Origin of the sequence: Myxococcus eversor, assembly GCF_010894455.1 — a bacterium.
Classification (GTDB): domain Bacteria; phylum Myxococcota; class Myxococcia; order Myxococcales; family Myxococcaceae; genus Myxococcus; species Myxococcus eversor.
In genome coordinates this window covers 1-13,642 of sequence record NZ_JAAIXY010000036.1, presented here as the reverse complement: position 1 = coordinate 13,642, position 13,642 = coordinate 1, and the positions used below count along the sequence as shown (strand labels likewise).

Here is a 13,642-nt window from a genome sequence, read left to right as displayed (position 1 = left end):
GGCCTCAGGCCTTGTTGGTGGGCCGCGGGGAGGGCGCCGCCGGGGGAGGGGGGCTGCTTCCGCGCTGGAGCAGGGCGTGGATTTCGGCGATGAGCTGGGGCGGCTTCACGGGCTTGACGAGATACGCGTCGGGCACGGGCAGGCTCGGGTCGCTGTCCGAGCGGGGCGCGTAGCCACTGACGAAGACGACGGGGATGTGCTGGAGCGTGGGCTCCTGGCGGCAGCGACGGCACAGCTCGTAGCCGTCCATGCCCTCCATGTTCACGTCCGAGAGGAGCAGATCCGGCGGCTGGCTCAGGGCCTGGGCCAGCCCCGCCTCGCCGTTCGCCGCCACGGTGCAGTCGAAGTCCCCGGACAGCAGGAGGCGGAGTGTCTCGCGCATCGTCCAGGAGTTTTCGACGATGAGGACCTTGGGCTTCACGATGCTCGGGCGCCTCCGGTGAAGGTGAAGCCCGACGGGATGCGGCCTCACCCTGGAGCATCCCCGCTCGACGCCCGCCGTAGCAAGGGGTCCGCCCCCACCCCTAGACCGAGGTACAGGAGAGGAGCCGCCTCTCCGAGCGCCTGGAGCGGCGCGTCGGGGCAACCTGCTCGGGCGTGCATGCCTCACCCCGCTTCACGCGCGCACGCCGTGAGAGGGTGTCCCGCATGGGGTGGGGATTGGATGAGTGCCCACCATGCTTCATGCCCGCGCGTCGTGTGGGTGTCGCCTGCCCGACGAGACCTGGGGTTCCCTCCCTTCCAACGGAGTGTGTCCGATACATGGAAACGTGATATTCCATCGACTTCTGGATTCTGCCGACCTTCTGGTCCCACCTTCGTGAGCGACGAAGAGAAGACAACCGTTCTAGATGAGCGCAGCCGTCCTCCGAGTTCATGGGGGGACCGCATCCGCACGCCCGTCACCCTGCCCGGTGACGCCGCTGGAGTGCGCCGCTCGCTGGAAGTGGGGATGGTGGTGACGGGGCGCTACCGGGTGGAGGGCCTGCTGGGCGAGGGCGGCATGGGCCGCATCTGGCTGGCGGAGGACCTGCACGAGAAGCGGCGTGTGGCGCTCAAGGAGATGCAGGTCCCCGCGGGGCTGACGGCGGGGAAGACGGAGGAGCTGGTGCTGATGTTCCGGCACGAGTTCTTCGCGATGAAGAAGCTCCAGCACCCGGGCACGCTGAAGGTGTTCGACTGGGGCATGACGGAGGCCGGCAACCGCTTCATCACGATGGAGGTGGTGGACGGTCAGGACCTGAGCACGCTGGCTCGGGAGGCGCCGCTGGACACGCGCACGCTGTATCGCGTGCTGCTGCAGATGGCGCAGGTGCTCGCGTTCATCCACTCGCGCCTGTATGTGCACTGCGACATCAAGGCGAGCAACGTTCGCATCACCAGCTCCGGCGCAGTGAAGCTGATGGACTTCGGGGTGATGCATCAGTTGGGCACCCCGAGCCCCGGCAAGCTCAAGGGCACGCTGGAGTACCTGGCCCCCGAGTGGCAGCGCGGCGCGAGCATCGACGGGCGCGCGGACCTCTACTCGCTGGGTGTCATGGCGTACTACCTGGTGACGCGCCGGCTGCCCTTCAAACGCAACACGCCGGCGGCGCTGCTGGCGGACCACCTGACGCGTCCGCCGCCCCGACCCTCCACGCTGGGGCCGGTGGACCCCCAGTTGGAGGAGATCATCCTGCTGCTGCTCGCCAAGGACCCGCGCGAGCGCTTCCAGGACGCGAGCGAGCTGATGGAGGCGCTCTGCCACGCCAGTGGGGAGCCGATGCCAGAGGAGCCGCTGTCGGCGCGCTCCAGCTACCTGCACGTGCCGGAGGTCGTCGGGCGCGCGGCGGAGCTGGAGGCGCTGATGAACGGGCTGGCCGAGGCGGACTGGGGCCAGTCTCGCGCGGTGCTCCTGGGTGCTCCCGCCGGCGTGGGCAAGACGCGGCTGCTCCAGGAGTTCGAGCTGCAGGCGAAGCTCGCGGAGCTGCCCTTTGGCCGTGGGCAGTGCCGGGCGGAGGGACAGGCGCCACTGACTCCGATTGCGCAGGCGCTGCGCGCGCTGATGCCGCACACGCCCACGGAGGTGATGGAGCGGCTGTCCCCGCGGCTGTCGCGGCTGCTGCCCTCGCTGTCGGCGGAGTCCGAGGGCGTGGCGCAGGTTCCCGGCGAGGAGAAGCTGGGGTTCTTCGGGGCGCTGGCGGAGTGGGTCCAGTCGCTCGGCAAGCGGATGACGTTCGTGCTGTGCTTCGAGGACCTCCACTGGGCGGACACCGCCTCGCTGGAGGTGCTCAACGTGCTGATTCGCGCGCTGCAGGGCACGCGCGGCATGGTGGTGGGCACGTTCCGTTCGGGTGAGCTGAGCCGGCTGAGCCTCGCGTTCCAGACGGTGGACGAGAAGCTCACCTGGCGCATGGACCTGGAGCCGCTGGCCGCCGAGCACGTGGGCACGCTGGTGGGACTGGCGCTGCCGGGCCTGGAGGTCCCCGAGGGCTTCGTCGCGCGCCTTCATGCGACGACGGGCGGCAATGCCTTCTTCGCCACCGAGTGTCTGCGCGCGCTGGTGGAGGAGGGCGCGCTGACGCGCGTGGGCGGCCGGTGGACGGCGGAGGAGGGATTGGACACGCGGGCCTTGCCCGTGAGCATCCATGCGGCGGTGCTCGAGCGCCTGTCGTCCGCGCCGGTGGAGCAGGTGTCGCTCCTGCGCAGGCTGGCTCCGGCGGGGCGAAGCCTGGAGCTGCCCATGGTGCGGGCGCTGGCGGAGCTGCCGGAGTCGGAGCTGTTCGCCGTGCTGGACGGCATCGTCGAGCGGCAGTTCCTCCAGGAGGAGGAGGGCCGGTACGTCTTCACGCACGACACCGTGCACCAGGCCATCTACGACAGCACGCAGGACGATGAGCGGCGGGCGGCGCATGGGCGCGTGGCGCTGGCGCTCCAGACGCTCTACTACCAGCGGCCGGACCTGTCGCGCACGGTGGGCTGGCACTACCTGCGCTCGTCGGAGCCGGAGCTGGCCATTGGCCCGTTGCTGGACGCGGGCCGCGCGGCCATGGAGGCGCAGGCGCTGCTGGAGGCGACGCTGCTCTTGAAGGAGGCGTCGACGCTGCTGGAGGCCGCGCCGGACTTCCCTGGCCGCGACAGGCTGCTCTTGCGCATCTGGGTGACGCTGGTGGAGGTGGGCTACGCGAGCGACCCACCCAGCTCGCTGGCCTTCGCGGAAAAGCTCTTCGCACACTGGGCGGCCACCGTGGACCTGGCCGAGGGCCGCAGGCTCGCGCTGGCGCAACTGGACGCGGCGTGCGCGGCGCCGGAGGAGGAGAGGCCCGCGCGGCTGCGGGAGCTGTTCCGCGAGCGCGCGGCGGATGCGCAGTCGTCGCCCGAGGACATCTTCTGGAAGCAGGCGGAGCTGCGCATCCTCCAGGCCATGGCGCTGGCGATTGTGGGGCGCACGAAGGACCTGGACGTGTTGCTGGAGCGCGTGCGGGAGGAGCAGCCAGAGGTGTCGCCGTTCCGGGCGGGCGCGCTGCTGGCTCCGGCGGTGCTCAGCGCGTACACGGGCCGCTCGGCGGGCGTGGTGGAGGCGCAGTTCGAGCAGCTCTCCCGGCTGCGCGGGATGCGCGAGGTGATGGGCCGACTGCCGCGACGCCTGGCCTGGGCGTTGGGCATGGGCGGCTACATGATGAACATGAACCTGGCGCTGCGCGGCGAGCCGTTGGATGCGCAGGCGACGCGGGACGGCTATGCGGTGGCGGAGGCCCACGGCTTCACCGACGTGCGCGCGTTCCACCTGTTCTCGGTGGTGACTCGCGCGGCGTTCACGGGGGACGGCGCGGCCTTCGTCCCGGCCTTCACCGAGAAGACGGACCTGGTGCGCAGGTTGGGCAACCCTCGGCTGATGGAGCGCAACCTGGCCATCTTCACGCCGCCCTACTACCTGGAGCGCGGCGAGCACGAGCATGTGGCCGCCGTGGTGGCGCGCGCGGAGGCGCTGGCGCGGGTGCTCCCGGAGGACCGGTGGCTGCAGTGCCACGTGCAGACGTATCAGGCGTGCCGGGACGTGTTGTTCGAGGACGCGGAGGCGGCGCGGGAATCGCTGCCCCGGGCCCTGGCGGCGGCGCGCGAGGGCGGCATCCGGATGGAGACGCTGCTGTGCGTGTACCAGTCTCGCTTCGAGCGGGAGCAGGGGCACCTGGAGGCCGCGCACGAGGCGGCGCAACTGGCGCTCACGCGCGCGGTGGACCCGGTGCTGGCGAATCCCTGGGATGAGGTGCTGGCGCGTCGTGCGCTGGCCGCGCTGCTGCCGGGCGAAGCGGGGCTCGTGCACCTTCGTCGCGCGCTCGCGCTGGCGGAGCTGACGGGCAACGTGCTGCAGGCGGGACTGGTGCATCTGGCGCTCGCGGAGCGGTCGTCCTCGGCCGACGCGGCCGTCGTGGAGCTGGGGGCGGCGGAGGCGGCCTTCACCGAGGCGCGTGCGTCGAATCTCCTGGCGCAGGCGACGTCGCTGCGGGGCGCGCTTCAGCGCAGCGCGGAGTCCCTGCAGAGCGCCTGAGAGAGGTCCTCTGTGTCGAGCGGCGCACGTGGAGCCGTTCCACCGGAGCGCGGTATGCGGAGACCCGGTGGCTTTCCAGGGGGCGCGTCGTCCGCGAGGCTCCCCCGCGAACGCGGCGCTTGAGGGCGCTAGAGTTCCACCCATGGCCCTTGCTCCCCTGCGCTTCTGTTTCGACTACCTCTCCCCCTACGCCTATCTCGCGTGGACGCGCATGCCCGCGCTCGCCGCCCGCCATGGCCGCGTGGTGGAGCCCGTGCCGGTGTTGCTCGCGGGCGTGCTCAACGCCACCGGAAACATCGGCCCCGCCGAGGTCCCCGCGAAGCGTGGCTACATCTTCAAGCACACCTTCCGCATCGCCCATGAGCTGGGCGTGCCCTTCGGTCCTCCCCCCGCGCACCCCTTCGTCCCGCTGCTCCCCCTGCGCGTGACGGCCGCCGTGGACGACCTGGAGGCGCGGAGCCGGCTGGTGTCCGCCCTCTACGCGGAGGTCTGGGGAGGCGGGAAGGGCGCCGAGACGCCCGAGCAGGTGACCGTGGCCATCCAGGCCGCCGGGCTGGATGCGCCCGCGCTGCTCGCCGCGGCCCAACGGCAGGACATCAAGGACCGCCTGCGCCGCAACACGGAAGAGGCCATCGCCGCGGGCGCGTTCGGCGTGCCCACCGTCTTCGCGGACGGGGAGCTGTTCTTCGGCGTGGACTCACTGGGCCACCTGGAGCGCTTCCTCCGGGGCGAGGACCCGTTGGCCTCCGTGGACCTGGCCCGGTGGAGGGACTTGCCGGCCACCGCATCCCGGCGCTGAAGGGGGCCCTGGGAGCGCCGGTTTCCGCTAGGGTGCCCCGGGTGGATGGGCCGCCGGTCGCCCGCCACGTTCCCAGGTGCTCACCGCATGAACGTTCTCGCCGAGCTGGGCATCGTCGTCGCTGGCCTCGTGCTCGCCATCGTCCTCCTGGCGCTCAACTTCTGGCGCGCCATCCTCTTCCTGTTCCCCCACAGCGTCCGAGTCGAGCCGGAGGCCCCGGCGGACCAGATGGACATCCCCCTGGAACTGGCCCAACTGGCCATCGAACTCCAGGGGTTGGGTTTCGTGGCGCTCGGCAGTCACGAGGAGAAGCCGCGCCTCCAGCGCGCCACGCTCTCCTACGACTGGGCCCACCCCGTCGAGCGCGTCTTCGCCACCATCTACCAGGCGGCGGACGGCGAGCCCCGGCTCTACTTCCTCACCCCCCTGACGCCGGAAGGCTTCGTCATCACCGCCGGTTATCGCCGCCCCGCCCTGGACGTCCCCGGGGTGTACCGCAGCGGTTCACTGGCGGACGCTTCGCCCGAACGCCTGCTGCGCGCCCACCTGCGCCGCATGGAAGGCGTCACCCCGGCCGGGGACTTCTCCTGGGAAGGTCGGGTGGAGGCCGGGCGTTCCTGGTATCGCGGGCTCGGCCGGAAGGAGATACGCCGGCAGAACCTGCAAGGGCTGTTGTGGACGGTGATGGCGCTTGCCATCGTCGCCAGCGCCTTCCTGGGGCGGCGCGCGTCCTGAATCCCCGCCACCCCGTCACTGCGCGCGTGCACCGCGCGCCCCTTGAGAGTAGGTAGACGAGCACCATGAAGAGCGTGTCCAAGACCGAGGAAATCTTCTTTCTTTCCGGCAAGCGCACCCCGTTCGGCACCTACGGCGGCAGCCTGAAGGACCTCAGCGCCACCGACCTCGCCGTGGAATCGGCGAAGGCCGCCTTCGCCCAGGCGAAGGTGTCCCCGGAGCTGGTGCAGCACGTCGTGTACGGCAACGTGGTGCAGACGAGCGCGGATGCCATCTACCTGCCCCGCCACGTGGGCCTGCGCACGGGCGTCCCCATCTCCGTGCCCGCCCTGGGCGTCAACCGGCTGTGTGGCTCTGGCTTCCAGGCCTTCACCACCGCCGCGGAGCTGATGCTCACCGAGCAGGCGAGCTGCGTGCTCGCCGGCGGCACCGAGTCCATGAGCCAGGCGCCCCACGTCATCCGGGGCGCGCGCTGGGGCCTGCCCCTGGGCAAGGGCAACCTGGAGGACATGCTCTGGACGGCGCTGACGGACAGCTACACCGGCCAGCCCATGGCCATGACGGCCGAGCAGCTCGCGATGGACTACTCGCTCACGCAGGAGCAGGTGGACGAGTACGCGGTGCTCACCCAGAAGCGCTTCGCCGCGGCCCAGGAGGCGGGCCGCTTCCAGGACGAAATCGCGCCCGTCACGCTCAAGGGCAAGAAGGGCGACACCGTCTTCGCCAAGGACGAGCACAACCGTCCAGAGACGACGGTGGAGGGGCTGCGCAAGCTGCCCAAGGTCTTCAAGAAGGACGGCGTGGTGCATGCGGGCGCCGCCAGCGGCATCTGCGACGGCGCGGGCAGCATGGTGATGGCCACGCGGAGCTTCGTGGAGAAGCACGGCCTGAAGCCCATCGCCCGGCTGGTGAACTGGGGCGTGTCCGGGTGCGACCCGAAAATCATGGGCATCGGCCCCGCGCCCGCCATCCGCCAGTTGCTGGAGCGCGCGCAGGCGAAGCTCGCCGACGTGGACCTGTTCGAGGTGAACGAGGCCTTCGCGCCGCAGTACCTGGCGGTGGAGAAGGAGCTGGGCCTGCCGCGCGAGCAGACCAACGTCAACGGCGGCGCCATCGCCGTGGGTCACCCCCTGGGCGCTTCCGGCGCGCGCATCACCACCACGCTCGTCTATGAGCTCAAGCGGCGCGGTGGACGCTATGGTATCGGCTCCGCCTGCATCGGCGGCGGCCAGGGCATCGCGGTGCTGGTCGAGGCGCTCTGATGCCTGCACACGACTTCCAACCGGGACGCGAGATGAGCAACGAGGTGGACGCGAAGACGGCCCGCGAGCGGGCCAAGGCCATCGCCGAGCAGCGCCGCGCGGAGCGTCGCAACCGCAAGCGCAAGTGCGTGGTGTGCGGCGTGGAGGAGAGCGACAAGACGCCGCTCACCGCCCACCCGGAAGGCATTGGACCGGCCTGCAAGGACGAGGTGTCCTGTCAGAGCCGCAGGGCCGCCGCCGGGCGGTGAACTTCCTGGGCCTCGCGTCAGTGGACGCGCGAGGCTCCTGGCCCGCGGAGCGCGGATGTCGGCTGCGCAACTGTGGGAGATGTGCCCCTGGACGTGGGGCCGGGCCTGGGTGGCCCGGATTCGCCCGAGGCCGGTAAATCGGGCCCGTTTCTTGATAGCGGAATCGTCTCGGGGTAAACGTCCAGAATCTCAGCTTAAGATTTGAGACGAGGGTCGGAATGGGCGTTACGAGCTTCACGGGAGTCAAGGTGTTCTCCACCACGCTCGCGCGTGATCGCGAGAACATGGGTGAGAACATCACCAAGTGGCTCAAGGAGAATTTGAACAACGTCGACGTGGTGGACAAGGTGGTGACCCAGTCCTCGGACAAGGAGTTCCACTGTCTGACCATCACGATTTTCTACCGCGCGAAGGCCGCCTGATTCGTCGGCCAGCAACGCGCGGAGTCGATGTTCGAGGGCGCTCTCCCGGGACCGGGTGGGGCGCCCTTCGTCGTTTGGGGTTGCGAAGCGGCGGGGGTTCCACCACCTTTGGTCGGCTGTTGAGCCCGTAGTGGAGGATTGAATGCGACCGACGCGCAGCTTCGGCGGCAGAGGTGGCGGAGGCTGGGGCCTGCCCGGTCTGGAGTCCATGTCGTCCAAGCTGGCTGTGGGGCTGGTCGCGGGGTCCGTCCTGTACCTGCTGCTGCGCTACCAGGGCGCGGCCAACAGCGTGTTGCTGCTGCTGTCGCCCAACACCGTCTTCGGCAACTTCTTTCTCTGGCAGCCCTTCACCTACGCCTTCATCGAGAGCGAGCCCATCAGCATCCTCTTCGGAGCGCTGCTGTTGTGGAGCATCGGCGGCTCGCTGGAGAGTTCCTGGGGCTCGAAGCGGCTGCTCATGGTGGCGGTGGGGTGCACGGCGCTCGCGGGCTTCGTGCTCGGCGTGGTGGGCCTCTTCATGCCGCTGCCCATGGGTTACCAGGGCGGCTGGGTGATGGGCACGGTGCTCTGGGTCGCCTACGGCCTTTCGATGGGGCGCGGGCAGACGAACTTCTGGGGCATCCCCCTGTCGGGCAACGCGTTCGCCGGCATTGGCGCGGGCTTCGTGGTGCTGCGCATCCTCACCGCGGGCCTGGCCAGCCAGTTGCCGCACGTCATCGCGATGGTGCTGGTGTTCGCCTACGTGCGCGGCGCCAGCCCCAAGCGGTTGATGCTGCACCTGCAGCACTGGCGCTTGCAGCGTCAGCTGAGGGGCAGGTCCAAGCACCTGAACGTGGTGCCCAAGAACAAGGACCGGCCGGACCGAGATCAGTTCCTCAACTGAGGCGGGAGCACGACTTCAGTGGGCCGCCTCCGGGTGGCCGTACTGCTTCAGCTTCCGGTAGAGCGTGGCCACGCCGATGTCGAGCTGCTCGGCGGTGCGCGCGCGGTTGCCCGAGTTCTGCGCCAGCACCGCGAGGATGTAGTCCTTCTCCATGTCCTCCAGCCGGCGCGGGTTGCCGGAGGGGACGAGGCTGGGCGGCGCGGCGCGGACCTCCTCGGGCAGGTCATCCCGCTCCACGCGGCTGCCCTCGCACAGGGCCACCGCGCGCTCCAGTGCGTTGCCCAGCTCGCGCACGTTGCCCGGCCAGTCGTAGCGCAGGAGCTGGTCCGCCGCGTCGGGCGCGAGGCCGGACACCTTGCGACCCAGGCGCTCCGCGGCCTCGGCGAGCAGCAGCCGGGCCAGGGGGAGGATGTCCTCGCGGCGCTCTCGCAGCGGGGGGATGCGCAGCTCGATGACGCGCAGGCGGTAGTAGAGGTCCTGGCGGAAGCGGCCCGCGCGCACCTCCTCGCTCAACTCGCGGTTGGTGGCGGCCACCACGCGCACGTCCACCTTGCGGCTGGTGTTCTCGCCCACGCGCCGGACCTCCTTCTCCTGGAGCGCGCGCAGGAGCTTCGCCTGCATGGAGGCCGGCACCTCGCCGACTTCGTCGAGGAAGAGGGTGCCGCCGTGCGCGGCCTCGAAGAGTCCGGGCCTGTCGTGCGTCGCGCCGGTGAAGGCGCCGCGCGCGTGGCCGAACAGCTCGCTCTCCAGCAGGCTCTCCGTGACGGCCGCGCAGTTGACGGCGATGAAGGCCTTGTGCGCGCGCGTGGACTCGTCGTGGATGAGGCGGGCGATGCGCTCCTTGCCCACGCCGCTCTCGCCGGTGACGAGCACCGTGGAGTCGACCTTCGCCGCGCGGCGCCCCAGGTTGATGACGCGCAGCATGGCCTCCGCGCGCGCCACCATGCCCGCGGGGTCCTCCGTCACGCCCACGCGCGCCAGCGACTGTCGCTTCGCGCGCAGCTTGCGCTCCGCCTGCTTGAGCGCGTCCGTCACCTGGCCGAGCACGCCCTCCATGCACTGCGTCTCGTAGAAGCGCAGCACCTCCTTGCACTCGGTGCTCCACTCCTCGGAGGGACGGCCGACGATGTGGCACGCCGCGTCCCCCTGGCCCACGCAGCGCATCTCCGTGCAGTAGATTTCCCGCCCGTTGACGTAGCTCATGTAGCCGGACGCGAAGCCGGTGAGGCTCCAGCACACCGGATGGTCCGCGCGGCCCAGATGCAGCAGGTGCTGCTCGGCCTCATACGAGTCGCGCCACTGCGCCTCGGCGAAGGGCTCCGGGCCCTCCTCGGGCTTGCGCTCCACGCGCTCCACCCGCACCTGGCCCTGCAGCGTGTGAAGCCGTCCGCCCGCGCGACGCCACAGCGACTCATCCTTCCACGGCACCGCGCCCTTCATCGCCTCCGCCGTGCGCCAGCCGTGCGCGTAGCCCAGCCGCGTGAAGATGCCGCGCGCGGCTGTCACCCCCATCAGACTCACCAGCTCCTTGCGCAACAGCCCCAGCGCCACCGGGTCCATGAGCAGCACCCGCTGCCCCGCGAAGTGGATGAGTCCGCCCCCCGGCTCGAAGGACAGCAGCTCCCCCAATTCCAACCCGTCGAATGGCCCCGGCACGGTGTCCTGCTCCCTTCCAAAGTGATGTCTCTCTCTATCGTTTTGAGAGGCCCCGTGCACGTCAGGATGTTGGAAGTTCGTCATTTCAATGGGTTGGAATGAGCTGAGCCCTGGTCCTGGGGTTGCAGTAGAAGGCGCCCATCATGGGAGACGGACTGGACAGGCGGGAGGTCTTGCAGGGCGCGGCGGCGGCCGGCGTGGCGGGCGTCCTGAATGCTGGCACGAAGGGCGGGCGGGCTCCGGCGCTCTTCGTGTCACACGGCTCGCCCATGGTGGCGCTGGACGCGGACGCATATCCGCGCGCGCTGAAGACCTTTGGCGAGAGCGCGGCGACGGTGAAGGCCCTGGTGGTGGTGTCCGCGCACTGGGAGACGCCCGGCGAGGTGCGCGTCACCGCGAGCGCGAAGCCTCCGCTCGTCTACGACTTCTACGGCTTTCCTGAAGCGATGTACCGGCTGCGGTACGCGGCGCCAGGCGCGCCGGACGTGGCCTCCGACGTGGTGGCCAAGCTGGGCGCGGCGGGGCTGAAGGCCGTCGCGGATACCGAGCGCGGCCTCGACCACGGTGCGTGGGTACCGCTGCTTCATACGTTTCCACAGGCAACGTTGCCGGTGGTGCAGGTGTCGATGCCGCTGGGCGCGAGCGCGGCGGACGTGGCGAAGATGGGCGAGGCGTTGCGTCCCTTGCGCGCGGAAGGCGTGCTGTTGATGGGAAGTGGTGGCATCGTCCACAACCTGCGCCGCGTGAATTTTCATGAAAAGGATGCGTCCCCGGAGCCGTGGGCGCGGGCCTTCGACACCTGGGTGGCGCGGAAGCTGGAGGCGCGGGATTTCGTGGGCCTCCAGTCATGGTTGGATGCACCGAATGCGCAGCTCGCGCATCCGAGAGCCGAGCATTTGTTGCCGCTGTACTTCGTCCTCGGAGCCGCCCTCCCCGAAGACCGTCTCACTTCAGTTTTCGAGGGCTTCCATCACGGAACCTTGTCCATGCGCAGCTTCGCGCTGCGCGCCTGAACCCGTAGTTCATCGAGGAGCACACCCCTATGAAGACGACCCTGAAGAGCGCGATTGCCCTGCTGGTGGCCCTGCCGTCCCTCGCGATGGCTTCCACGTGGGATATTGACTCGGCCCACTCCGGCGCCGATTTCTCCGTGAAGCACATGATGGTGACGAACGTGAAGGGCGCCTTCAGCAACGTGAAGGGCACCATCAACCTGGACGACAAGGACGTCACCAAGTCCACCGTCGACGCGACCATCGACGCGACGACCATCAACACGGGCGTCGCCAAGCGTGACGAGCACCTGAAGGCGCCGGACTTCTTCGACACGGCCAAGTACCCGACCATCACCTTCAAGTCGACGAAGGTAGAGGCGGCGGGCGAGGGCAAGCTGAAGGTCACCGGCAACCTGACCATGCACGGCGTCACCAAGCCCGTGGTCCTGGACGTCACGGGCCCGGCGAAGGAGGCCAAGGACCCCTGGGGCAACATCCGCACGGGCGTGTCGGCCACGACGAAGCTGAACCGCAAGGACTTCGGCCTCTCGTACAACCAGGCGCTGGAGACGGGCGGCGTGGCGGTCGGTGAGGAAGTCACCGTCAACCTGGACCTGTCCCTGACGAAGAAGGCCGACGCCGCGGCTCCGGCCCCGGCGAAGAAGTAGTCGTCGCTTCGGTCATCGACGCTGAATGAAAGAGGGGCTCCCACGGTGATGTGGGAGCCCCTCTGTCGTTTCAGGGTGTGCCGCGTGCCCTTGGGTCGCTCAGCCTTCGGCGACGGCCTGCACGCTGGAGCGGTAGATGAAGATGCGGGCGGTGTTGGTGCGCTGGTCCGCGGGGACGACGAAGAAGCCGGGCGTCGTGCCCTTGAAGTCCTGCGAGAAGCCAGCGACCTGGCGTCCGTCGTTGAAGGTGACGCGAATCTTCTGGCCCTCGGCCTGCGGCTGACGTGCGCCGGCGGCGAGCATGAAGAAGATGGCCTTCACACGCTTGCCGGGAATCTGCTCCGGCGCGTAGCCGCTCTGCTGTTCCAGGGAGATGACCTCGTCGAGCAGGTCCGCGTCGCGGATGGTGCCGCGCTTCACCTGGCCTTCGACGGTGTGGATGATGACGCGATGCTCACCCTCGATGAACGAGGTGATGGAGTCGGTGTGCATCGGAGGGACGACCGCGAAGAGCGGCTCCCGTGAGGCGGCGAGCGACTGCGGGCGCTCGGCCACGGGGGGCGTTGCCAGCGGGGCGCGCGCGGAGGGGAGCGCGGTGGCCGCGTGGGAACTCGGGCGGGCCGCTGGATCGGGGAGCCTGAGCGCGGCGCTCATCACGGCGGCGGCCATGGCGGTGGCGGCGAGTAGAGGATTGACCTCCGGAGGCTCGACGGCCTCTTCCACCAGCTCGATTTCGGCCAGCTCCTGTTCCTGCTCGAGCTCGGCGGGCACTTCCTCCGTCTCGAGCGGCGCGAGCGACGTATCGAACTCGGGCTCGGCGGTGGAGAAGTCGGTCACCGGGGCGCCGAACGGCTGACTGTCCTGGGCCTGCCAGGGGGCGCTCGGCGGGGCGGGGGACTCCTCGGACCAGGACACGTCCTCGGCCTGGACGGGCTCGGCCTCGACCATGGGCTCCACGTCGACGGGGGCTTCGCTCCACTCGGACTGCTGGGGCGGGGTCTCCGTGGGCTCGCTGTCCCAGGTGGCCGTGGCGGAGTCGGATGACGCGCTCCACTCGGTCTGGGGGGCGGGCTGCTGCTCGGACCACTCGGCGGTGGGCTCGGGTTCCGCGGATACCCACTCGGGTTGCAGCTCGACGGGCGCGGCCTCGGCCGTGTTCCAGGCAGACTCGGCCTGCGGAGCGGGCGCGCCCCACTCGGGAGTGGCGGGCTGCTCGGTCGTGGAGGACCACTCGGCCTGGACGGCGTCGGCGGGGAGCTCCTCGGTGGTGGCGGACCATTCCGGCTGCGCGATGGCCGCGCTCTCCGGGGAGGAGGACCACTCAGCCTGCGCGGCTTCGGGAGCGAGCGCTTCCGTTGTCGCCCATTCGGGCTGTGCGGTGGCGGCTTCGCCCGTCGACCACTCGGTCTGGACGGCGTCGGCGGGGAGTTCCTCGCGGGTGGCGGA

General features: G+C 70.0%; 12 protein-coding genes. 9 read left to right on the top strand and 3 right to left on the bottom strand.

Translation table 11 applies throughout. The features are described 5' to 3' along the window. Positions 1-4: 4 nt before the first annotated feature. On the bottom strand, positions 5-421 hold the full coding sequence (locus tag G4D83_RS43605; RefSeq protein ID WP_163870880.1) for a response regulator: 417 nt from the start codon (positions 419-421) through the stop codon (positions 5-7). A gap of 531 nt (positions 422-952) precedes the next feature. Between G4D83_RS43605 and G4D83_RS43600 the strand changes: the two genes are divergently transcribed. The 7 genes from G4D83_RS43600 (at position 953) to G4D83_RS43570 (ending at position 8,877) form a co-directional block, all read left to right on the top strand. Beyond that, a complete protein-coding gene (locus G4D83_RS43600) occupies positions 953-4,528 on the top strand; it encodes a protein kinase domain-containing protein (RefSeq protein WP_240357157.1) in 3,576 nt (1,191 codons plus the stop codon). Between the two features lie 142 nt (positions 4,529-4,670). Further along, positions 4,671-5,327, top strand: a complete 657-nt coding sequence (locus G4D83_RS43595) for a 2-hydroxychromene-2-carboxylate isomerase (protein WP_163870879.1) — start codon at positions 4,671-4,673, stop codon at positions 5,325-5,327. 87 nt (positions 5,328-5,414) lie between these two features. Then, positions 5,415-6,062 carry a hypothetical protein gene (locus tag G4D83_RS43590; protein WP_163870878.1) on the top strand — a complete coding sequence of 216 codons (648 nt, stop codon included), beginning with the start codon at positions 5,415-5,417 and terminating at the stop codon, positions 6,060-6,062. A 65-nt stretch (positions 6,063-6,127) separates the two neighbouring features. Then, a complete protein-coding gene (locus G4D83_RS43585) occupies positions 6,128-7,324 on the top strand; it encodes an acetyl-CoA C-acetyltransferase (protein ID WP_163870877.1) in 1,197 nt (398 codons plus the stop codon). A gap of 32 nt (positions 7,325-7,356) precedes the next feature. After that, positions 7,357-7,572, top strand: a complete 216-nt coding sequence (locus tag G4D83_RS43580) for a hypothetical protein (protein ID WP_141640758.1) — start codon at positions 7,357-7,359, stop codon at positions 7,570-7,572. A gap of 218 nt (positions 7,573-7,790) precedes the next feature. Next, positions 7,791-7,994, top strand: a complete 204-nt coding sequence (locus G4D83_RS43575; RefSeq protein WP_163870876.1) for a hypothetical protein — start codon at positions 7,791-7,793, stop codon at positions 7,992-7,994. 142 nt (positions 7,995-8,136) lie between these two features. After that, positions 8,137-8,877, top strand: a complete 741-nt coding sequence (locus tag G4D83_RS43570; RefSeq protein ID WP_163870875.1) for a DUF1751 domain-containing protein — start codon at positions 8,137-8,139, stop codon at positions 8,875-8,877. Between the two features lie 15 nt (positions 8,878-8,892). On the opposite strand, the gene G4D83_RS43565 is transcribed toward G4D83_RS43570, so the two are convergent. Further along, the gene (locus G4D83_RS43565) at positions 8,893-10,533 is read right to left on the bottom strand and encodes a sigma-54-dependent Fis family transcriptional regulator (protein WP_163870874.1); all 1,641 of its coding nucleotides are present in this window, start codon (positions 10,531-10,533) and stop codon (positions 8,893-8,895) included. 143 nt (positions 10,534-10,676) lie between these two features. On the opposite strand from G4D83_RS43565, the gene G4D83_RS43560 reads away from it, so the two are divergent. Then, the gene (locus G4D83_RS43560; protein WP_163870873.1) at positions 10,677-11,546 is read left to right on the top strand and encodes a dioxygenase family protein; all 870 of its coding nucleotides are present in this window, start codon (positions 10,677-10,679) and stop codon (positions 11,544-11,546) included. 29 nt (positions 11,547-11,575) lie between these two features. After that, a complete protein-coding gene (locus G4D83_RS43555) occupies positions 11,576-12,196 on the top strand; it encodes a YceI family protein (RefSeq protein ID WP_163870872.1) in 621 nt (206 codons plus the stop codon). A gap of 99 nt (positions 12,197-12,295) precedes the next feature. Here G4D83_RS43555 and G4D83_RS43550 read toward each other — a convergent pair. Further along, the coding region (locus G4D83_RS43550) for a DUF6982 domain-containing protein (RefSeq protein WP_420826707.1) at positions 12,296-13,642 on the bottom strand (1,347 nt) is incomplete at its 5' end.